Raw genomic sequence first — 19,580 nt, forward strand, 5'->3', positions numbered from 1 at the left:
CCGGGCGAGCACAAATCGACCCGGATTTGCCCTGAATCGGGATGGACGCTGTTTGCCTTGAACAGCGGTCCTTCTCGACAATGCAGGCCCAGGTCGTATAGACGAGCCCGGCGGAACTTTCTCCAGCCAGCGGCCCTGCCCGGAAGCCATGACCAAGCCAGCGCGATACAACCGGATCGCCTTCGTCGCGAGCCCAAGCAGCGAGGCGCAAACCGCCTTCGGCCAGCTCACCCGGGACTATGGCAATTACGACCCGAAAGACGCCGACGTCGTGGTCGCGCTTGGCGGCGACGGACTGATGCTCCAGACGCTGCACCACAACATGCACTCGGGAAAGCCGATCTATGGCATGCACCGTGGCACCGTTGGCTTCCTGATGAACGAGTACTCGACGGTCGACCTTCGCGCCCGTCTCGAGGCAGCGCAGGAATCCGAGATCAACCCGCTCCTGATGCGCGCCACCGACGTCAACGACCGCGTCCACCTGCATCACGCCATCAACGAGGTCGCCCTGTTCCGGCAGACCTACCAGGCCGCGCGCCTGCGGATCCTGATCGACGAGCGCGAGCGCATGGCTGAGCTGATCGCCGACGGCATCATGGTGGCGACGCCCGCCGGCTCCACCGCCTACAATCTGTCCGCGCAGGGACCGATCCTGCCGATCAACGCCGCGCTGCTGGCGCTGACGCCGATCAGCGCCTTCCGCCCGCGCCGCTGGCGCGGCGCGCTCCTGCCCAATACGGCTTACGTCGTGATCGAGGTGCTGGAGGGCGACAAGCGGCCGGTGGCGGCGGTGGCCGACCATGACGAGGTGCGCGACGTCCGCCGCGTCGAGGTCCTGTCCGACAAGACCATCTCGATGCGCATGCTGTTCGACCCCGGCCACAGCCTGGAAGAGCGCATCCTGCGCGAGCAGTTCGGCTACTGAGCGCCGGCGCGGATCACTGGCCGCAAGACTGAATCGATTCCAGGCCGCCCGCCATGGCGGGATCACCGAGCAGATCGAAATCCCTGACGACGGGAACGAAGCTCTTCGTCTCCGACGTCATCAGATAGATCGTGACAGGCAGCGATCCCTGCGGCGCCGCGTTCGCGCGACAGAATTCCCTGGCTGCCACGCCGAGCCCCATCGACCCGCGTTTGCCTTGCTTCCCCTGCTCGACCATCGACGCACGCAGCGCTTCGAAGCGTGCAGCATCGCCTGGAGACAAGCGATAGGCGTAGGTCGAGGAGCCCAGCGGCGGCGCAGGCAGGCCGGCGCGATCTCGCGCGTCGCTCATCTCCATCATGGCGAAGCTCGTCCTGGTCTCGGCCTCGCCGGCCACTTTGGTGACGACGTCGAGCTTGACGCCGCCCGAACGTGGCCGCAGCGCGTCAGGCAATTGCACGGCGACGCGCAGCATCGACAGATCCGTCGTCCTGGCATCGATGCGGGCAAGCGGCGGGATCGATGTCAGCGGCACCGAGCTGCAACCGGCAAGCATGAGCGCAGCCGCGCTCGCAAGAACGCGCGCCAGGCGGTTCACCGCAGGCATCTCCAATCTGGACTTGAAGGATTGGCTAGGCCGATTTCCGGCCGGCCCCGCGCGGCTCCAACGTGTCGTCCGCGCTGTCAGGGACATATTCCAGGATATCACCGGGCTGGCAGTCGAGCACGGCGCAGATCCGCTCGAGCGTGTCGAAGCGGATGCCGCGCACCTTGCCCGACTTCAGCAGGGAGACGTTCGCCTCCGTGAGCTCGATGCGCGCGGCAAGCTCGCGCGACCTGATCTTGCGCCTGGCGAGCATGACGTCGAGGTTGACGATGATCGGCATGGTCAGATGATCTCGCTGTTCTCGTGCCACATGCGAACGGCATCGGCCATCACGGTCGCGAAGGCGACGAGCGCGAGGCCACTCAGCACCGACAGCACATGCGACTGCTCGATCCCGAACATGACCACGAGCTGGCCCGGCTGGTTGGCCCGCGTCAGGTTGAGCGTGGTGAGCATCTGCACCAGCGGCGACATCAGCGCGTTGACGATCAGCGCGAGGCCCATCCGGCGGATGCGCCAGGCGTTCTCGGTCACGAAGACCTCGCCGCGCGCGAAACGGGAGAACAGCATCGAGAGCTGCAACAAGGCGTAGAGAACAGGCGCAAGTCCGATCAGGCTGATCAGGGCACCGGCGAGGCGCGTACTGAGGTTGAGCGTGAAGGGCCGCGCCCCCAGCGGGGACTGGGTCGCGATCCAGTGCCGGAGCATCTCATCGCTCGACCAGAGCAGCGGCACCGCAAGCACGGCGCCGGCGACGCACAGGAGCGCGCCGACGGCCACGATCCGTCCGATGCGCCGCAACCGCGGCTCGACCGGCGCAGGAAAAGGAAACGCGACGACGCTCATCGGACTAGCTCCCATTCAATTGTATATTTTTATCGTTTTACAATAAAAAATGGCATAATTACGATATTAAACCCTTCCCTCGTCACGTAATCCGCGAAATGCCGGCAGCAACCCTTCCTTAACCCCCGCCGCGATATGGTTAACGAAAGTTGACCGCTCCGGCCCAGGCGTCATGTTCCGCATCGATTTCAACAAGCTGCGCTTCCTCGTCTGCGACGACAATCCGCACATGCGCCGCATCCTGCGGACGCTGCTGCACTCCTTCGGCGCGCGCGAGGTTTACGAGGCCGAGGACGGCGCCACCGCGCTGGAAATGTACAGCCATTACGTGCCCGACATCGTCATCACCGACTGGGCGATGCCGATCTTCGACGGGCTCGAGCTCGCGCAGATGATCCGGCAGCCGGAATCCAAGGGCAATCCTTACGCGCCGATCATCATGCTGACCGGTCATTCCGAGAAACGCCGCGTCACGGTCGCGCGCGATGCCGGCGTCACCGAATTCCTGGCCAAGCCGATCTCCGCCAAGGGCCTTTACCAGCGTATCCTCAACGTCGTCGCCAATCCCCGGCCCTTCATCAAGACCAAGACCTATTTCGGTCCGGACCGGCGCCGCAACACCAACTCCGCCTATATGGGCCCCGAGCGCCGCGTCGGCGAAAAGCACGAGGTGCTCCAGCAACCCTCGCTGCTCGACAAGGCTCGTTCCTCCATCTAGCGCAACGTCTCACGCGATCGGGGCAGACATCATGGCGAAGAACGGCGCAAAGGACATCGAGGTCACGGCCTTCGCCACTCACCAAGTGATCACGCAGCCCAATCCGCTGCGCAAGGTTCTGCGCCGTGTCGACGAAAAGGACCTGGACGATCCGGTCGCCCGCGCCGAGCAGGCGCTGGCGGGCCTCTCCAGTGAGTTCAAGGACTGGATGACGACCGAGGTCAATCGTCTGTCGGCCGCTTACGTCGCTATCCGCCATGAGGGCTTCACCAAGGAGCGGCGTGACGAGCTGTTCCGCGCCGCGCATGACATCAAGGGCGACGCTGCGACGTTCGGCTATCCGGCGGCGGCGGGAGTTGCGGAGAGCCTGTGCCGCGTCATCGAGCACGCGCCCGATCTCGACAAGGTGCCGGCCGAGCTATTCACGCACCACATCAACGCCATCCTCGCCATCGTGCATGAAAACACCAAGCTCGACAGCATCAGCGTCTCGGCCGAGCTCAGCCGCCGCCTGCGCAAGGTCGCCGACGACTATCTCGCCCACGCCAACCGCGACCGCCCCGAGCATCTCGAGGTGATTTTGGCACCGAGCATCGTGCCGGCGGAGTAGCGCCCCGACGCTCCCCTCGCGTCATTACGAGCGCAAGTGTCTTAGGGTGGGCAAAGCGACTCGTCCGCCGTAGCTCGAAGAGCGAAGGCGGAAGCGTGCCCACCAAGAAATATAAGCTGTGCGGATAAATGGTGGGCACGGCGCTACGCGCCTTTGCCCACCCTACGGCGTCTCGCTACGCCGCGATCAGATCGTCATAGATCGGATCGAGCGCGTCATCCGCGACGAGCTCGTCGCAGAACAACCTTGCCTCTTCGCGCGCGGATTCCGTGGCGAAGCGGCGGAGCAGGACCATCAGCGGTTCGGTGGCGCCGCGGTCGGTCTCGCAATGGGTGAGCACGCGCTCGACCATGCGCCGCCGCAGCCGCGCCGCGCCGTCATCGGTATCGACAAAACCTTGCTCGTGGCAGGCGTCGAGCGCGACCTGGAACGCCGCAAAGGTCGCCTCGGGAAGTCCGGCGCGGCGAAGCAGCGCGTGCAGGCTATTGCCGCCACGGTCGTGCAGCAGCGCGCAGACGCGTGCCAGCGGCAGGTCGGCGAGTTCGGCGAGTGCCGCGTCGAACAGATCGAGATTGCTCGACAGCAGCGCGCGCAGGATGAGGCCGGCGGTGAGCTGGCCCGTGATGCGCAGGTGGCGCACGAGGCCCTGCATGTCCTCGCCGCGCGAGCGCGCCGCGATGTTTATGGTCGAGCGGTCGCGCGCCTCGGTCGCGATGCGCTCGGCGCGATCGGCGCTCAGCCAGTTCCGAGCCACGACGAATTGCGCAAGGGTCTCGGAGAGCTTGGCCACCAGCGCGGCGCGCGTCGCGGCCGGCAGATCCTCCAGCACCAGCATCGCCTCGCGGATCGCGGCGAGATGACCGTGACGCTCGACGATGCGGTTCCAGGAGAACGGCGCAAGCTCGGCGTGGGGGTTCTCGATCAGCTCGAGGGCTGCCGCTGCACAGCCGACTTCGGCGATGGCGGCGCAGACCGACACCGGCAACGCGATGCGGCGGGCGACCGCGCATTGCACCTCGTCATTGCCGGTTGCGACGATGTCGACGAGATCGGCGTCGATCAGCAGCGGCGAATGTTCGAGCACGGGCAGCGCGACGGTCGGCTGGTCCGCCGACAGCGCCCGCACGATCGACGCCGGCGCATCCGTGCTGCGCGCAAAGGCCTCGGCCATCGCCTGCCGCACCAGCGGCGAGGGATCGTCGAGCAGCATCAGGAGCGCGCCTTCGGCCGCGATGCGGTCGTCATGGGAAAGGTCTGAGATCAGCCAGGCCCGGGCCAATGCCCGCGTCGCCTCGGCCCGCTCGCCGGCGGGCGCCGTCCTGATCCAATTGATGAACTGCCGAACAATCATGCTGCTTCCGGCTTACACAACAAACGAAAACGGTGACGGCTTGTCACCTGCAACACAAAATAAACCACGACGCTTAACAAAGCGTTCACCATAACTGGCTGGTTTTATTGACGTTTTATTAAGGGAACAAAGCCGCCTGCCACGCGTCCGGGACACGAGAACGGGTTATTCGCGCAACGATCAGCTCGAGAACGTACCGCTGCGATCGCTGAAAAGATCGAGCGGTTGCGGCGGGCGCACGTCAGGCGTCGCCGATGCGATCGAAGCAAGCGAGGCGTTGTTGCCCCACAATTTCTGCACCGTGGTCGAAACCGGCTGCGTGGTATCGCCGGGCTGATAGATCGAGCGGAATGCGGGCGTGATCGGCGTGTTGTCCGCAGCCGTTGACGACGACGTCGCACTCACCGGCGTCACGCCGCGCGCCTCCGGAAAGGTCTGCAGATAAGCGGCGTTGTCGATGACAGGCGCGGTGGGCTGCACGCCGTTGGCACTTGCGACCTGCGTCGTGGATGGCGAGTCGCCATACATCGCCATTGCGCTGCGGGTCGTCTTCGAATTCGCCGCGCTGGCGTAGCGCGAGTCGAGCACCGAATAGACCTCGGAGACGCTGCGTGCGCGGCCGTCCCTGGCGTAGAAGATCGAGCGGTTGGCGGAGGCCGCGTTCGGGAACAGCCGCGCACCGACCGCTTGCGGATTGTCCTCGGCATTGGCAATCAGCTTTGCGGCGCCGCCGACACCCATGAAATGCGCCATGTAGAGTTCGCTGTCAGACGGCCTGCGGCCGAGCAGGCCGGTCAGCTTGAAACTGTTCGACTGCGTCAGCGCTGCGGCCATGGTGGAGGCGGCTTCCGGATCGTCGCGCAGCTTCATGATCGACCGCTTCATGGCGGGATCATCGACAGCGTAGCTGCCCGACGACGTCCTGGTGATGGCGTCGGAATAATTGCCATAGCCGAGCTGGGTGCCCGCCTCCTTCACCGTACCAAGCCAGGTCTGGTCGATGAACTGGTAGAGCCCGTGCGCGGACGACGTGGTGGCTCCCGCCGTCGGATCGAAATCCGATTCCATCTTGGCGGTGGTCAGCATGTACTGGAAGCTGACGCCCGTCCGGTTGGAGACCTGCTTGACCGCGCCGGCGACGCGTGCCCGCGACGGATCGAGACCCGTCGTCTGAGAGGCACTGGAATTGTCGACCGACATGATGGAGTGCCCGCCCCGTGCGGCGTTGAGCGACGCCGGCAATTCGGCGCCTGTCGTCTCACCGTGGGACAGGTATGGTTAATGCGGGGTTAATCTGGCCGCTCGCCGTCATTGCGGCCCGAACTCGGGGTGACGGCCGGCTATTTCTTGTAGACGGCGTCCGGATCGAACAACCTGTCCGCATCGATGAAGACCAGCTTGGCGCCGCCGCCCTCGGCGTCGACCTTGCGGTAAAAGCAGGACCGGCGGCCGGTGTGGCAGGCCGCGCCGATCTGCTCGACACGGATCCAGACCGCGTCCTGGTCGCAATCGGTGCGGATCTCGATCACGCGCTGGGTCTGACCCGACGTCTCACCTTTTCGCCACAAGGCATTGCGCGATCGGCTGAAGTACCAGGCCTCGCCGGTCGCAATCGTCTTGCGCAGCGCCTCGTCGTTCATGTGCGCGACCATGAGCACGTCACCGGTGGCGACGTCGGTCGCCACGCAGGTCACGAGGCCGGCGGCGTCGAACTTCGGCAGGAAAGCGAGGCCTTCCTCGATCTCATGGGAGTGAGCGGACACGGGCGTCCTCGCTAGAGCATGACGCGAACATAGACCTTCGCGAGGTCAGCGCGTCGTGCCTCGCACCAGGGACAGGAAACGAGCTTGCTCCGCCGGATTGTCGCGGAACATGCCTGTGAAGCGGCTGGTGAAGGTCGAGGCACCATGCTTGGCAACGCCGCGCACCGACATGCAGGTATGCTCGGCCTCGATCAGCACGGCAACGCCGCGGGGCTTGAGGATCTCGTCGATAGCCGCCGCGATCTGCGCCGTCATGTGCTCCTGGGTCTGGAGCCTGCGGGCGAAGATGTCGGTCAGGCGCGCAAGCTTCGACAGGCCGACGACGCGTTCCACCGGCGTATAGGCGATGTGCGCCTTGCCGTAGAACGGCATCATGTGATGCTCGCACTGCGAGGTGAACTCGATGTCGCGCACCAGCACGAAGTCGTCATAGCCGGCCGTCTCGCCGAAGGTGCGGTCGAGCACCTCGGCCGGGCACTGGTGGTAGCCCTGATAGAGCTCGTCAAAGGCCTCGACCACACGGCGCGGCGTGTCGAGCAAGCCTTCGCGCGCGGTGTTCTCGCCGATATAGGCGAGCAGCGTCTTCACCGCCGCTTCCGCCTCTGCGCGCGCGGGGCGCGGCTGGTCGGCGCGGACGGCGGCCGCGAGGAATTCGGCAGGGTCGAGCTCAGCCGGGCGGCTCTCGGGCTGGCGGTCGGAGGGCTTGCCCGGGCGGATGGATTTGATCGTAGCGTCCATGTCTACTCCGTTCGACGGCCTAACGGCCGGAGTGTCACCGGCAGACGGGGCGGCAAGCCGCCGGACGCCTGAAGAGAACAGTTTTGACGAAAAAGGCCCTTGGGTCATCACGCTGGCAGCGCAGGTCTGGACCGCTGTGCCGCACCGCTGGACTGTTTTTCCGCCAGTTCCGCCCCTATATAGGACCGTGGACGGCGCCCGCCAAGGCCGATCCGGTGCGGAAGTGTTGGACTCCATCACATGCTGAACGACATCTATAACAAGCGGATCATCGAACTGGCCGGGAATATTCCACGCCTCGGACGGCTGCCGGACCCCGACGCCACCGCCACCGCCCACTCCAAATTGTGCGGCTCGACCGTGAAGATCGACCTCAAGATGGAGGGCGACAAGGTCACCGACTTCGCCCATGACGTGAAGGCCTGTGCCCTCGGACAAGCCTCTTCATCCATCATGGCAAGTCGCGTCGTCGGCTCGACTGCGAGCGAACTCCGCGAGTTACGCGAAACCGTTCGCAAGATGCTCAAGGAGAACGGCGCGCCTCCTGAAGGCAAATGGGAAGAGATCAAATTCCTCGAGCCGGTCCGCGACTACAAGGCGCGACACGCCTCGACCCTCCTGACCTTCGATGCCGTGGTCGATGCCATCGGCCAGATCGAGGCGAAAGCCAAGCAGCCGGCCACGGCGCAGGGCTGATTTGGTCGAGGTCATTCCGGCGCGCGCCGGAATGACGATCAGGGAAATCCTACTTCTGCGAGCCTGCGCTTTGCGCCGCACCGGTCGGCACCACGGCTTCCGCCGTCTTGGTCGACTTGACGGGCTGCGGCTCCGCTTCCGCGCCGAACCTCGCCTGGGTCTTCGGTGCAAGTTCCGCCACCGCGGGCGCCGCGACGTCCACATGCGGCAGCACGTCGGCCACCAGATTGGTGGTGACGAGATTGGTAAGCTTCAGCTCGCCAACATCCAGCTCGTGCAGATCTTCCCACGGCGGCACGCTGAGCGCGAGCGAGAGCAGGTCGCCGGCGCCGCCCATATCGAACGTGTATTTGGCGAGCCGGCCGATGTCGCGCTCCACGATCATCAGGTCCTGCGCGCTGTAGCTCGCCGCCTTGGCATCGTCGGCACGATCGCCCATCCAGATCTGGTGGACCCGGACGTGAGCTGCTTCCGGCACGTAGCGCTTCTTGCCGGCCAGCAGCAGGAACACGCACATGGATTCGCAATAGGCTTCGGGCGCAACCGCCGGACGGGCCGACTGCCCGCTGCGGTTCTGAACGCTGATGCCGACGGTGGTCGAAAGTCCAAGATTGCGGAAGCGCCGGCCGAGCGTGATCGCGTCGTTGACGGAACCGCCGCTGGAGTCGAGCACCACGGTCGCACCGCCAAGCTGGCGTCCCCGCGAAAATTCCTCGAAATCCCTCGGCGTATCAGCGGTGATGATGCCGACCGCGCTGACCCAGCCGCGGCAGTTCGGGTCGCAGGCGACCCAGTTGAACTTCATCGGCAGCTTGCGCTCTTCGAGGGCGGCGCCGGCATGAGCCGTTGTGCCGGTCGTGGCGACAGCTCCGAAGAGCGCGGCGCCAAGCGCGGCTGCCCCAAGCAACAACCAGCCGCGACGGTCGAGGGAGTTCAGAAGTCTCAATCTGGTTCCTTCCCCAAGCCCCAAAGGTTCCCCAACAGTCCTCGGTAGCGCCCTCTGAGTCCATCATACGGGCGTATGTTTCTACACACGGTCGTCATAAAAATGGTATCCGGGGGAATACAGATCGTCCACAGGTACTTGCTGCACTGCTCCCAAAAAGCACGGGAAATATGGCGCAGAAACAACAACTTGCGGTTCCCTGCGCCGGAACCGCGCAATACCTAGCTCACGATCGCAGCACAGCGCCCATGAAGCATTCAACCTGCGAGCACTGTTCCACTCCCATCGAGGGCGCGCTCCGGCTCCCGCGCCGATTCGGCCGCGCACTGATCTGGCTCTACCGCCACACGCTCTCGCCGCTGGTCGGCTACAATTGCCGGCACCTGCCGACCTGCTCCGTCTATGGCGACGAGGCGATCGAACGGTTCGGCCTGTGGGCCGGCGGCTGGATGACGCTCGCGCGATTGCTTCGCTGCAATCCTTTCGGCACATCGGGAATCGACAACGTGCCCCTCACCGCACCGCAAGGCGCGCGCTGGTATCTACCCTGGCGCTACGGCCGCTGGCGCGGCGTCAACGCGTCCTGATATCACCAGGAACGCCGCGGCGCTTCGCGCATCGCTGCCTTGAATGGAACCGGAACTTCCCCCCTCGCGTTGTTGTGATGCTCCTACGGGAGGAAACAAGAATGCGCTGGAAAATCAGCCCTCATTTTCACTTCAGGCTTGGTCCACATCCTGGTTCCAGAGGGCATCACGACCCCAGAACCCTCGACATGATTGCCATCATTGCGCTGCTGGCGCTCGTGGTCGGCTCCGGCTGGTATCTGGCAACGAGCCTTGCCACGGCGCCGAGCACCACGGCCTTCATCGTGCCGAGCCAGAGCGTGCACTGGTAGGCTGGACGTTAGAGATCGAGCACCAACCGATCTGCACCGGGTTTGGCGACATATCATCAGATGGCGTTCGCGTTCGTACGGCTGGTTGTCATCGCCCGGAGCGCGTGACACCCGCCTCAACAGGCAACCTAACGAAACCAGAAAAAGCGCCCGTGCGGTGGCGGGATCGACTCGGGCGGACGCAGCCGCTTCGGACGCGGCGGCTTTGGCGACGGCTCGGCGGACGAGGTGGTCTCCGCAGCCGGCGCCGTCTCGCTTCCCGGCACCCTCACCGACAGCAGCAAGTTCGATTCATGCGTCCGCCAGCGATAGCCGACGCCGAAATCGATCGGCTGGGCGCGCGTGAACAGTTCGGCGTAGCGCTCCTGGTAGCGGCCGGGGAATTCGTCGATCGGTCCGAGATAGCGGCCGAACGGGAAGAACCGCCACTGTTGCGCATTGTAGTTCGCAAGCGGAATGCCGGAATCGTCCTGGATGATGGTCGCGCTGTTGGCCAGCAGCCAGTTGCGAGCGACGGAGAAGTCGCCCTTGTGCAGGAGATAGGACGCGCTCTTGAGCAGGCTGTTGCCGGGCCCGAGCGTCTCGCAGAATTTCAGAAATCCCGTGTTGCGCGCGCTGGCATTGGAGAGATCGGTCGAGAAATAGTACAGCGTGCGCGCCTCGCCGTCGCTTCCGGCAAAGGTGATGCGGACACCGCGCGTCGCGTTCCGTCCCGGATTGTCGCCTCCCGTATGCACCCCGCCCTTGTCGTCGAGCGCGATCATCTCGACATTGCGGATGGTCTTGCCGGAGCGCGCGAGGAAGACATAGAGGATCGGCAACGTGCCGTTGACCTGGTTGGCGTGCAGGTCGACCTTCATGTGCTTGGTGATGAAGAAGGAGAAGTTCAGGATCGAGCCGAGCGAACGCTCGACATTGTAGAGCGCGGCACCGACCGAGCCGCGCGGCAGCCGCGTCAAGTCAGGCACCGCGCCGACCGGCTCCAGCGCGCCGAGCACGTAGGTGCTGGCCTTGGAGTAGAACGCATCGGCGTAGAGGAAGTCGGGGCCGCTGAACAAGTAGAACATGGTCGGCCGGGGCGCGGCCAGATTGACGTCGGCCCAATTGCGGATCTTCGAGAGCTGCCGCTGCTCGAGCTGGGCGAAGGCGCCGTCGAAGAATTTTGCGTGGCGCTGCCAGCCCGGGTCTTTGGTGAGCGGCACCAGCGGCGAGTCCGGCGAAGGCTGCATGCCCGCGAGAAAGCGCGCGGTATCATCGAAGGTGACGTCGGCGGCACGTGCAGACGAGACGGCCGCGGCCAGCAGGGCAAGAGCGACGGCCGCAATTCTCATGGGTCGAAACATGTCTATTCGCGGTGTGATGACGTACCAGCGGCGACCGGCCGCCTGCGGAAAACAGCATAGATCAACAGGCCCGAGAGCATGAGCAGCATCCCCGCCAGCGACTGCACCGGCCGCTCGGTCAACAGGTAGTACATCATGAACGCGGTCACGAGCAGGAAAACGAGCGGCGTGAACGGGTATCCCCAGGCGCGATAGGGCCGCGGCAGGTCGGGATCGGTGATGCGCAGCTTGACGACGCCGGCGACTGTGAAGAACGAACAGAACAGCAGCGCGAACTGGATGAAGTCGAGCACCGCCTCGAAGCTGCGCGTGAACAGCAGCAGATTGGCGACGGCAAGCTGAAACAGGATGGCATAGGCCGGCGCGCCGCTCACCGATCGCTTCGAGAACACGCGCAGGGCCGGAATGTCCTCGCCCATCGTCATCATCACGCGCGGGCCGATCCACATCATCGCGCTGATCGAGGAGATCAGGCCGACGCAGATCATCGCACCGACGATCCGGCCGCCAAGGCTGCCGAAGATCGCGCTGCCGGCGACGCTGGCAACGTCGAGCTGGCCGGCCAGCGCACCGACCGGCGTCGAGTAGAGAAACACCGCATTCAGCGCGACGTACAGAACCAGCACGATCATCGTGCCCGCGAGCAGCGCGCGCGGCAGATCGCGTTGCGGCATGTTCATCTCGCCGATGATGTAGGTCGCGGCATTCCAGCCCGAGAACGAGTACATCACGAAGACGAGGCCGATCGCGAAGGGCGCGCTGACGATATGCGCGAGATCACCCGGCTGCGGCGTGAAGACAATCGGCTGCGGCGTGCCGATGACGAAGCCGGCGAGCAGGAAGGCGACGATCAGCACGACCTTGAGGATGGTCGAGATCAGCTGGAAGGTCGAGGAGTGCCTGACGCCGGTCAATTGCACGATCGAGACCAGCCACACCACGCCGATGGCAAGCGGGATCGGCGGCAGATCGGGGACGACCGATTTCGCGTATTCGCCGAACGCCATCGCCGCAAGCGCGACAGGCGCTGCGAAGCCAACCGTCGCCGAGACCCAGCCGGCGAGAAAACCGAAGGCGGGATGATAGGCGCGGCCGAGGAAATTGTACTCGCCGCTCGAGCGCGGAAACATGGCGCCGAGCTCGCTGTAGGAGAACACCCCGCACAGCGCGACGATGCCGCCGATGGTCCAGAGCAACAGGATCGAGAAGCCGGACGGGATGTCCTTGACCTGGAAGCCGAGGCTGGTGAAGACGCCGACCCCGATCATGTCGGCAACGACGATGGCGGTTGCGACCAGAACGGAGACCCCCGGCCCGCTCCCCGTCAGCCGGCCGGTCCAGGGCGCGGGTCCCGCATCTGATGCCGTCATCGGGGTCCTCAACCTCAGGCGTCACGTGTCGTGGAGAGCATCGTGCAGTCTGGTCCAGTCAATTCAAGCAGGGTTAACAAGGGTTAAATGAGGCGCATGGAATCGGTATTGCGGCACCTTTTGTGCACGATCCTAGGCAACAAAGCCCCGTAAACACCTGAGAATCCCGTTTCGCACCCCCACAATCAGGACACGATTGCATGGTCCCCTTGAGCATTCCGGATTTGGGGAAGTTTCTCCGGACACTTAACGTCGCCTAAACGCCAGTCGGCTCAATTAGCTTGAATATTGCCGCTGGGCTTGTGGACATGACTTGGGGTCATGGGTGGATGGTCGGGGCCGCTCCGAAATTGAGAGCTGACATTCGTGCTGATCGGACGCTGTCCGGCGCGCGCAGTGGTGCGCGCCGGATCGCGCTGGTCTCAGCCTTGGTGCCGCTGTCGCTCACGCTGGTTCAATGCGGCAGGGCTCCCAACCCGGCGGCGCTCGCGGCGAACTCGCAGGCTAACGTCCAAATCGTAGCGAAGACCAATCCTCAGGTCGCAAGCAGCGACACGTTCGAAGATCGCTTCCCCGCTCCGCAATTCAAGGAGCGCTTCCCGTCGGCGAGCGAGAGTCTTCTGCAACGGCAGATGTCGGACTTCTCGCCCAAACGCGCCGTCCAGCAGCAGCCTCAGCCGGAGCAGGCGCCGTACAAGGTCGCCTCACTCGCACCGCAGGTCCCCTACCAGCGTCCGGCACGCGAAGACCTGACGACACTCGTCAGCATGAAATCGTCGGCCTTCCCCTATTTTGGCAACAACCCCGCCTCCGACGCGCCATTCCTCAACATCTCCAAGGGCGATCGCCGCGGCCACCGCAGCTATTCCGGGCGCGTCTACTGGCAGGACGAGACTTACAGCGACAGCCGCGTGCTGATGCACGTGCCCGAGCATTTCGACGTGCGCAAGCCGGGCGTGATCGTGGTGTTCTTCCACGGCAACGGCGCAACGCTGGAGCGCGACGTGCGCGACCGCCAACTCGTACCGCAGCAGGTCACCGATTCCGGCGCCAACGCCATCCTGCTGGCGCCGCAGATGGCGGTCGATGCCGCCGATTCCAGCGCCGGCAAGTTCTGGCAGGCGGGCGGCCTCAAGCGCTTCATGGAAGAGTCGGCGGCCCATCTGGCCCGGCTCACCGGCGATCCCAACAACGCCCGCGCCTTCGCCAACATGCCGATCGTGATCGTCGGCTATAGCGGCGGCTTCCTGCCGACGGCCTGGAGCCTCGAGGTCGGCGGCATCAGCGACCGCGTCCGCGGCGTCGTCCTGCTCGATGCCGTCTACGGCGAAATGGACAAGTTCGCCTCCTGGATCGAGAGCCACCGCTCCGGCTTCTTCGTCAGCTCCTACACCCGCTACACCGCGCGGCGCGACCGCGAGCTGATGAGCATGTTGCGGCAAAAGGGCATCAGCGTCTCCGAGGACATGGACGGCCCGCTCCGTCCCGGCAGCGTGGTGTTCGTCGAAACCGGCGACGGGATCACGCATCGTGATTATGTGACGCGCGCCTGGACCCGGGACCCGCTCAAGGACGTGCTGGTGAAGATGTCGGCGACGCCGTCGTTGGCGCTGACGCGCGTTGCGTCCACCAATCCGGCCGCATCGAGCCGCTAGCCGATATTGCGCGCGCCGGCATTTGGCCGCGCTGCCCGCAATTGCCGCAGGCTATGATCAAAATGTGATGTTGATGGCCGACATCCCCGGGAGCCACCGGATTGCTTCCGCTGGCAACGCTCATAATTTGCCGGCCAAGTTTTAGCTTGAATTCTGCGGGGACAGACGGTGCGTCAGGGACTGTACAAGGTCGACTTCCACACGGTTCATGGAACCGGCTGCGGCGTCGTCTATGTGACGGATGGCAAGATGCGCGGCGGCAATTCCGCCTTCGCTTTCATCGGGACCTACGTCGGGGAAGGCGACAGCATCAAGGTCAAGATTTCGACCCAGCGCTACAACGACGATCCGTCCTTCAAGCCGCTGTTCGGGCACGACAGGATCACGCTGACGCTGGCCGGCCGTGAGGACGGCGACACGGCGGAATTCGAAGGCACCGCGCTGCAAGTGCCGGGCGTTGCCTTCAGGGCCGTGCTGAGCCGGATCAGCGACTAGCCGTCCGGCTTCCAGACCTCGGCTCTTGATCTTCAGGTCTTGATGGTCAGGTCTTGATCTTCAGGTCTTGGGCAGCTTCGGAATGCTCTCGGCAAAGCCGTTGAAGCAGGCCAGCCGCTCGTCCTCTTCCTTGAAGAAGCGGCAATCGGCGTAGCCCTTGGCCTTCGCCGGTTTCGGCTTCGGCGCCGGCGCGATCACGGCGTCGTAGCAGTTGAGGCGGTCCTTGGTGCCGTCATCGAGGTCGAGGCAGGCCTGGAGCCGTGCCGCGATCGACTGCGGCTTGCCCTTCGGCGCTGCGGCCGGCTTGGCCGCGGCCTCTTTGGTCCCTTTGGGCGTGACCTGCACCAGCGGCTTGTCCCCCACCATGGGTGGCTTGTCGGTTTGTGCAAACGCGGAGGCTGAATAGAGCACCGCGGCAACCGCCAGAATCATCCTCATGTCAGTCAACTCTCTTTGGTCCCCATGCCTCGCCTTCTAGCGCTCCCGCGCGTGGTTTGCCAAGCACCTTGCGCATAGGAAAACGCACCCTTCAGGCCGTGGTGGCAGCAGCCGGCCGGGGCCGGGTCAGAACCACGAGGATCAGCGCCAGGACGACGAAGCCGACCGCGACGAAACCAAGCGGATGCAGCAGTTCGCGGGCGAACAGCAGCCCGCCGATGGCGGAGCCGACAGCCTGGCCGACATAGAGGACGGAGGTGTTGAGCGCGACGGTCGCCGATGCGAGCGGCGGCGCAGCCGCGACCAGCCGCACTTGCTGCATCGAATTGGTCGAGGCAAAGCCGAGGCCCCAGATCGCGACCGCGAGCGCCATCAACACCAGGCTCCCCGCGCCGAGCGCCCAGCCGGTGATGCCTGCAAGCAGCAGGCAGGTGAACAGCAACGACGTCCGATAGGGCCCCCAGGTGTCGACGATGCGGGTCGCGATGACGACGCCGAGGAAGCCGCAAACACCGTAGACGCCGAACACCATGCCGATTGCATCCGGGCTCGCCTCGGTCAGCTTCTTGAGCAGCGGACCCATGAAGGTGAACACCACGAACTGCCCGGACATTTGCAGCATCGTGATCGCAAGCAGCAGCAGGATCGTCCTGCTGCGGCCGACCGCGCTCCACGTCTTCAGGTCCACCGGCGTGCCCTTCAGGCCCGCCGGCAGGCGCAGCAGCAACAACAGGAAGCTGATGCAGCCGAGCGCGCCGATCCCGCCATAGGCCGCGCGCCAGCCGTAGCGGCTGGCGATGAAAGTAATCAGCGGGAGACCGACGGCCGCAGCTAACGACCAGCCGAGAAAGATGTAGGCGATGGTGCTGCCCCGCCGCTCCACCGGCACGATCAGCGCCGCCGTGCCCGCAGCCTGCGGCGTGTAGAGCGCGCCGACCGCCAGCATCAGCAGGCGAATGATGAGGAGACTTGTGTAGTCAGGGGCAAATGCCGAGGCGAGATTGCCAAGGGCGAGCACCGCAAGCGTGGTCGCAAGCAGCGTCCGCCGCTCGATGCGGCTGGTCAGCCACGCCGTCAGCGGCGAGCCGATGCACAGCGTAATCGCGCCGAAGGTGATCAGGAGCCCCGCGGCATGGATGGTGATACCGAGCCCGGTCGACAATTCCGGCAGCATGCCCGCCGGCGCCAGCACCGAGCAACCGGTGACGAGATTGCCGAGCATCAGGGTGGTTGGCGTGAAACGGCCGGCAGCAGGCGAATTTTCCATGCAAATGCATGTAGAGCGGGCCTGCGGCCATTGAAAGGGTATCGCACGAAATAGTTGGTTCACGGCCCCGGCTTTTGCGCGCCACTTTCTTGGAAATGCCGGATTGCACAGGCCGAATCGCCTGATATATCGCTCGTTCCCGCTTACCTGCGCTCGTTCGCAGGAGTGAGCCTCAGGAGAAAAGCATGACCGACCAGCCCAAATCCGAATCCGGCTTTCAATACAGCCTCAGCAATCTGAGACCCGTGACCCCGCCCGAAAAGATCACCCTCACCTTCCCCGACGGCGCCCGGCGCGAATACGCCAAGAGCATCACCGGCCTCGAGATCGCCAAGGGCATTTCGCCGTCGCTGGCCAAGCGCACGGTCGCGATGGCGCTCGACGGCGTGGTCGCCGACCTCGACGATCCCATCGAAGCCGATGCCAAGATCGAGCTGATCAACCGCGACGATCCGCGCGCGCTCGAGCTGATCCGCCACGACTGCGCCCACGTGCTCGCCGAAGCCGTGCAGACGCTGTGGCCCGGCACGCAAGTCACCATCGGTCCCGTGATCGAGAACGGCTTCTACTACGACTTCTTCCGCAACGAGCCGTTCACGCCGGAAGACTTTGCCGCGATCGAGAAGAAGATGCGCGAGATCATCGCGCGCGACAAACCCTTCACCAAGGAAGTCTGGGATCGCGAGAAGACCAAGCAGGTGTTCCGCGACAAGGGCGAGGCGTTCAAGGTCGAGCTGGTCGACGCCATTCCCGGCAACGAGCCGATCAAGATCTACTACCAGGGCGACTGGTTCGATCTCTGCCGCGGCCCGCACATGACCTCGACCGGCAAGGTCGGCAACGCCTTCAAGCTGATGAAGGTGGCCGGCGCCTATTGGCGCGGCGACAGCAACAACCCGATGCTGACCCGCATCTACGGCACGGCGTTCGCGAAGCAGGAGGACCTCGACGCTTATCTGAAGCAGATCGAGGAAGCCGAAAAGCGCGACCATCGCAAGCTCGGGCGCGAGCTCGACCTCTTCCACTTCCAGGAAGAAGGTCCGGGCGTCGTGTTCTGGCACGCCAAGGGCTGGACCATCTTCCAGCAGCTGATCGCCTATATGCGCCGGCGCCTCGCCGGCGACTACAGCGAGGTCAATGCGCCGCAGATCCTCGACAAGTCCTTGTGGGAGACCTCGGGCCATTGGGGCTGGTATCGCGAGAACATGTTCGCAGCGCAGTCGGCCGGCGACGAGGCCGAAGACAAGCGCTGGTTTGCGCTGAAGCCGATGAACTGCCCCGGCCACGTGCAGATCTTCAAGCACGGCCTGAAGAGCTACCGCGACCTGCCGTTGCGCCTCGCCGAGTTCGGCGTGGTGCATCGCTATGAGCCCTCCGGCGCCATGCACGGCCTGATGCGCGTGCGCGGCTTCACCCAGGACGACGCGCACGTCTTCTGCATGGAAGACCAGCTCGCCGACGAGTGCCTCAAGATCAACGACCTGATCCTGTCGACCTACGCCGACTTCGGCTTCACCGGCGATCTCACGGTGAAGCTCTCGACCCGGCCCGAGAAGCGCGTCGGCACCGATGCGATGTGGGATCACGCCGAGCGCGTGATGGCGACGGTGCTGCGCGAGATCCAGTCGCAGAACAATCACATCAAGACCGAGATCAATCCGGGCGAAGGCGCCTTCTACGGGCCGAAGTTCGAATATGTGCTGCGCGACGCCATCGGCCGCGACTGGCAGTGCGGCACCACGCAAGTCGACTTCAACCTGCCGGAGCGGTTCGGTGCGTTCTACATCGACCATGACAGCGGCAAGAAGGCGCCGGTGATGGTGCACCGCGCGATCTGCGGCTCGATGGAGCGCTTCATCGGCATCCTGATCGAGCACTATGCCGGCAATTTCCCGCTCTGGCTGTCCCCGGTGCAGGTGGTGGTCACCACCATCACCTCGGAGGCCGACGAGTATGCCAAGCAGGTGCTGGAACAGGTCCGGCGCGCGGGGCTTCGGGCCGAGATCGACCTGCGCAACGAGAAGATCAACTACAAGGTCCGCGAGCACTCGCTGGCCAAGATTCCGGCGCTGCTCGTGTGCGGCAAGAAGGAGGCCGAGACGCAGTCGGTCTCCGTCCGCCGGCTCGGCAGCGACGGCCAGAAGGTGATGACGACGGTGGAGGCGCTCGCCGCCCTCGTCGACGAGGCCACCCCACCGGACGTCCGGCGGGCGCGCGACGCGGCCTGATCCCTGAAATCGATCTAAACTCGCTTTCGGTTGCGGGCGTGCATGCTTATCTCGGCATGGCACGCCCGACGACCAGCCGAAGAGGACATCGCAGTGCCCGACGCCATCGAACTCCTGAAAACCCGTCGCTCGGTCAAGCCGCGCGAGATGACCGGGCCCGGCCCCTCCCCCGCCGAGCTCGAAACCATCCTCACCATCGGTGCGCGCGTGCCCGACCACGGCAAGCTCGCGCCCTGGCGCTTCATCATTTTCGAGGGTGACGCCCGCGAGCGGGCCGGCGAGGTCATCGCGACGGTCTTTGCCCGCAAGAATCCGGACGCGCCGGCGGCGAACATCGAGACCGAGCGCAAACGCCTCACCGACGCGCCGCTGGTGATCGGTATCGTCAGCTTCACCAAGCCGCATCCGAAGGTGCCGGCGTTCGAGCAGGAATTGTCGGCCGGCGCCAGCGTCATGAACATTGTCACGGCCGCGACCGCGCTCGGCTACGGCGCCTGCTGGCTGACCGGCTGGTTCGCCTTCGATCGCGACGTGCTGGACGGCCTCGGCCTCAAGCCGGACGAAAAGCTCGCCGGCCTCGTCCATATCGGCACGCCGACCAAGCCCAGCGAAGACCGTCCGCGGCCGTTCCTTTCGGAAATCGTGACGCGTTTTTAATCGATGCCTTGTTGACGCCTCCGACG

22 protein-coding genes are annotated in these 19,580 nt (G+C 64.8%); 10 read left to right on the forward strand and 12 right to left on the reverse strand.

What is annotated here, in order from left to right; translation table 11 throughout:
- The first annotated feature begins 148 nt into the window (after positions 1-148).
- The gene (locus IVB46_RS02780) at positions 149-928 is read left to right on the forward strand and encodes an NAD kinase (protein WP_247309577.1); all 780 of its coding nucleotides are present in this window, start codon (positions 149-151) and stop codon (positions 926-928) included.
- Between the two features lie 13 nt (positions 929-941).
- Here the strand turns inward: IVB46_RS02780 and IVB46_RS02785 are convergent, their stop codons facing one another.
- Genes IVB46_RS02785 through IVB46_RS02795 form a run of 3 tightly spaced genes read right to left on the reverse strand, consistent with a single transcriptional unit; the run spans position 942 to position 2,381 of the window.
- Complete coding sequence (locus IVB46_RS02785; RefSeq protein WP_247341944.1) at positions 942-1,526, reverse strand: hypothetical protein; 585 nt, start codon at positions 1,524-1,526, stop codon at positions 942-944.
- Positions 1,527-1,560: 34 nt separating this feature from the next.
- Positions 1,561-1,815 carry a helix-turn-helix transcriptional regulator gene (locus IVB46_RS02790; protein ID WP_247309575.1) on the reverse strand — a complete coding sequence of 85 codons (255 nt, stop codon included), beginning with the start codon at positions 1,813-1,815 and terminating at the stop codon, positions 1,561-1,563.
- A gap of 2 nt (positions 1,816-1,817) precedes the next feature.
- Positions 1,818-2,381 (reverse strand): DUF2975 domain-containing protein, encoded by a 564-nt coding sequence (locus IVB46_RS02795; protein WP_166342389.1) that lies wholly within the window; start codon positions 2,379-2,381, stop codon positions 1,818-1,820.
- A 172-nt stretch (positions 2,382-2,553) separates the two neighbouring features.
- Here IVB46_RS02795 and IVB46_RS02800 point away from each other — a divergent pair, with 172 nt between their 5' ends.
- Together IVB46_RS02800 and IVB46_RS02805 are read left to right on the forward strand one after the other, a co-directional pair.
- Entirely contained in the window at positions 2,554-3,099 is a 546-nt protein-coding gene (locus IVB46_RS02800; protein ID WP_008549760.1) for a response regulator, read from the forward strand.
- A gap of 31 nt (positions 3,100-3,130) precedes the next feature.
- Complete coding sequence (locus tag IVB46_RS02805; protein ID WP_247309574.1) at positions 3,131-3,709, forward strand: Hpt domain-containing protein; 579 nt, start codon at positions 3,131-3,133, stop codon at positions 3,707-3,709.
- A gap of 175 nt (positions 3,710-3,884) precedes the next feature.
- On the opposite strand, the gene IVB46_RS02810 is transcribed toward IVB46_RS02805, so the two are convergent.
- From IVB46_RS02810 to folE, 4 genes are all read right to left on the reverse strand, one after another.
- Positions 3,885-5,060, reverse strand: a complete 1,176-nt coding sequence (locus IVB46_RS02810) for a DUF2336 domain-containing protein (protein ID WP_247309573.1) — start codon at positions 5,058-5,060, stop codon at positions 3,885-3,887.
- 180 nt (positions 5,061-5,240) lie between these two features.
- Entirely contained in the window at positions 5,241-6,260 is a 1,020-nt protein-coding gene (locus IVB46_RS02815) for a lytic transglycosylase domain-containing protein (RefSeq protein WP_247309572.1), read from the reverse strand.
- A 140-nt stretch (positions 6,261-6,400) separates the two neighbouring features.
- A complete protein-coding gene (gene hisI / locus IVB46_RS02820) occupies positions 6,401-6,823 on the reverse strand; it encodes a phosphoribosyl-AMP cyclohydrolase (RefSeq protein WP_247309571.1) in 423 nt (140 codons plus the stop codon).
- A gap of 45 nt (positions 6,824-6,868) precedes the next feature.
- The gene (gene folE / locus IVB46_RS02825) at positions 6,869-7,561 is read right to left on the reverse strand and encodes a GTP cyclohydrolase I FolE (protein WP_063982517.1); all 693 of its coding nucleotides are present in this window, start codon (positions 7,559-7,561) and stop codon (positions 6,869-6,871) included.
- Positions 7,562-7,801: 240 nt separating this feature from the next.
- Here folE and IVB46_RS02830 point away from each other — a divergent pair, with 240 nt between their 5' ends.
- Positions 7,802-8,257 (forward strand): iron-sulfur cluster assembly scaffold protein, encoded by a 456-nt coding sequence (locus IVB46_RS02830; RefSeq protein WP_247309570.1) that lies wholly within the window; start codon positions 7,802-7,804, stop codon positions 8,255-8,257.
- Positions 8,258-8,306: 49 nt separating this feature from the next.
- On the opposite strand, the gene IVB46_RS02835 is transcribed toward IVB46_RS02830, so the two are convergent.
- On the reverse strand, positions 8,307-9,203 hold the full coding sequence (locus IVB46_RS02835; RefSeq protein WP_247309567.1) for a hypothetical protein: 897 nt from the start codon (positions 9,201-9,203) through the stop codon (positions 8,307-8,309).
- A gap of 248 nt (positions 9,204-9,451) precedes the next feature.
- Here IVB46_RS02835 and yidD point away from each other — a divergent pair, with 248 nt between their 5' ends.
- Together yidD and IVB46_RS45040 are read left to right on the forward strand one after the other, a co-directional pair.
- Positions 9,452-9,790: a membrane protein insertion efficiency factor YidD gene (yidD, locus tag IVB46_RS02840; RefSeq protein ID WP_247309565.1), complete on the forward strand. Its 339-nt coding sequence runs from the start codon at positions 9,452-9,454 to the stop codon at positions 9,788-9,790.
- A 101-nt stretch (positions 9,791-9,891) separates the two neighbouring features.
- A complete protein-coding gene (locus IVB46_RS45040; protein ID WP_085405563.1) occupies positions 9,892-10,101 on the forward strand; it encodes a hypothetical protein in 210 nt (69 codons plus the stop codon).
- A gap of 128 nt (positions 10,102-10,229) precedes the next feature.
- Here the strand turns inward: IVB46_RS45040 and IVB46_RS02845 are convergent, their stop codons facing one another.
- Both IVB46_RS02845 and IVB46_RS02850 read right to left on the reverse strand, forming a co-directional pair.
- On the reverse strand, positions 10,230-11,444 hold the full coding sequence (locus IVB46_RS02845; protein WP_247309563.1) for a hypothetical protein: 1,215 nt from the start codon (positions 11,442-11,444) through the stop codon (positions 10,230-10,232).
- A gap of 2 nt (positions 11,445-11,446) precedes the next feature.
- Positions 11,447-12,814 (reverse strand): APC family permease, encoded by a 1,368-nt coding sequence (locus IVB46_RS02850; protein ID WP_247309562.1) that lies wholly within the window; start codon positions 12,812-12,814, stop codon positions 11,447-11,449.
- 329 nt (positions 12,815-13,143) lie between these two features.
- On the opposite strand from IVB46_RS02850, the gene IVB46_RS02855 reads away from it, so the two are divergent.
- On the forward strand, positions 13,144-14,469 hold the full coding sequence (locus IVB46_RS02855) for an alpha/beta hydrolase (RefSeq protein ID WP_247309560.1): 1,326 nt from the start codon (positions 13,144-13,146) through the stop codon (positions 14,467-14,469).
- A gap of 168 nt (positions 14,470-14,637) precedes the next feature.
- A complete protein-coding gene (locus IVB46_RS02860) occupies positions 14,638-14,964 on the forward strand; it encodes a GrlR family regulatory protein (protein WP_063982511.1) in 327 nt (108 codons plus the stop codon).
- Positions 14,965-15,024: 60 nt separating this feature from the next.
- On the opposite strand, the gene IVB46_RS02865 is transcribed toward IVB46_RS02860, so the two are convergent.
- Positions 15,025-15,402, reverse strand: coding sequence for a hypothetical protein (locus IVB46_RS02865; protein ID WP_247309557.1), 378 nt, complete (start codon positions 15,400-15,402; stop codon positions 15,025-15,027).
- A gap of 91 nt (positions 15,403-15,493) precedes the next feature.
- Positions 15,494-16,669 (reverse strand): MFS transporter, encoded by a 1,176-nt coding sequence (locus IVB46_RS02870; RefSeq protein WP_247309555.1) that lies wholly within the window; start codon positions 16,667-16,669, stop codon positions 15,494-15,496.
- Positions 16,670-16,854: 185 nt separating this feature from the next.
- Between IVB46_RS02870 and thrS the strand changes: the two genes are divergently transcribed.
- Both thrS and IVB46_RS02880 read left to right on the forward strand, forming a co-directional pair.
- Positions 16,855-18,897: a threonine--tRNA ligase gene (thrS, locus tag IVB46_RS02875; protein WP_071912667.1), complete on the forward strand. Its 2,043-nt coding sequence runs from the start codon at positions 16,855-16,857 to the stop codon at positions 18,895-18,897.
- Between the two features lie 93 nt (positions 18,898-18,990).
- Positions 18,991-19,554: a nitroreductase gene (locus IVB46_RS02880; RefSeq protein WP_028154760.1), complete on the forward strand. Its 564-nt coding sequence runs from the start codon at positions 18,991-18,993 to the stop codon at positions 19,552-19,554.
- Positions 19,555-19,580 lie beyond the last annotated feature (26 nt).

The organism is Bradyrhizobium sp. 61 (genome assembly GCF_023073075.1).
GTDB lineage: Bacteria > Pseudomonadota > Alphaproteobacteria > Rhizobiales > Xanthobacteraceae > Bradyrhizobium > Bradyrhizobium barranii.

What these genes read in the sequence shown, in the direction of transcription:
- IVB46_RS02780 (WP_247309577.1), top strand. Translation starts at nt 149, where the DNA reads ATGACCAAGCCAGCGCGATACAACCGGATCGCCTTCGTCGCGAGCCCA.
- IVB46_RS02790 (WP_247309575.1), bottom strand. Translation starts at nt 1,815, where the DNA reads ATGCCGATCATCGTCAACCTCGACGTCATGCTCGCCAGGCGCAAGATC.
- IVB46_RS02795 (WP_166342389.1), bottom strand. Translation starts at nt 2,381, where the DNA reads ATGAGCGTCGTCGCGTTTCCTTTTCCTGCGCCGGTCGAGCCGCGGTTG.
- IVB46_RS02800 (WP_008549760.1), top strand. Translation starts at nt 2,554, where the DNA reads ATGTTCCGCATCGATTTCAACAAGCTGCGCTTCCTCGTCTGCGACGAC.
- IVB46_RS02805 (WP_247309574.1), top strand. Translation starts at nt 3,131, where the DNA reads ATGGCGAAGAACGGCGCAAAGGACATCGAGGTCACGGCCTTCGCCACT.
- IVB46_RS02810 (WP_247309573.1), bottom strand. Translation starts at nt 5,060, where the DNA reads ATGATTGTTCGGCAGTTCATCAATTGGATCAGGACGGCGCCCGCCGGC.
- IVB46_RS02815 (WP_247309572.1), bottom strand. Translation starts at nt 6,260, where the DNA reads ATGTCGGTCGACAATTCCAGTGCCTCTCAGACGACGGGTCTCGATCCG.
- folE (WP_063982517.1), bottom strand. Translation starts at nt 7,561, where the DNA reads ATGGACGCTACGATCAAATCCATCCGCCCGGGCAAGCCCTCCGACCGC.
- IVB46_RS02830 (WP_247309570.1), top strand. Translation starts at nt 7,802, where the DNA reads ATGCTGAACGACATCTATAACAAGCGGATCATCGAACTGGCCGGGAAT.
- yidD (WP_247309565.1), top strand. Translation starts at nt 9,452, where the DNA reads ATGAAGCATTCAACCTGCGAGCACTGTTCCACTCCCATCGAGGGCGCG.
- IVB46_RS45040 (WP_085405563.1), top strand. Translation starts at nt 9,892, where the DNA reads ATGCGCTGGAAAATCAGCCCTCATTTTCACTTCAGGCTTGGTCCACAT.
- IVB46_RS02845 (WP_247309563.1), bottom strand. Translation starts at nt 11,444, where the DNA reads ATGTTTCGACCCATGAGAATTGCGGCCGTCGCTCTTGCCCTGCTGGCC.
- IVB46_RS02850 (WP_247309562.1), bottom strand. Translation starts at nt 12,814, where the DNA reads ATGACGGCATCAGATGCGGGACCCGCGCCCTGGACCGGCCGGCTGACG.
- IVB46_RS02855 (WP_247309560.1), top strand. Translation starts at nt 13,144, where the DNA reads ATGGTCGGGGCCGCTCCGAAATTGAGAGCTGACATTCGTGCTGATCGG.
- IVB46_RS02865 (WP_247309557.1), bottom strand. Translation starts at nt 15,402, where the DNA reads ATGAGGATGATTCTGGCGGTTGCCGCGGTGCTCTATTCAGCCTCCGCG.
- IVB46_RS02870 (WP_247309555.1), bottom strand. Translation starts at nt 16,669, where the DNA reads ATGGAAAATTCGCCTGCTGCCGGCCGTTTCACGCCAACCACCCTGATG.
- thrS (WP_071912667.1), top strand. Translation starts at nt 16,855, where the DNA reads ATGACCGACCAGCCCAAATCCGAATCCGGCTTTCAATACAGCCTCAGC.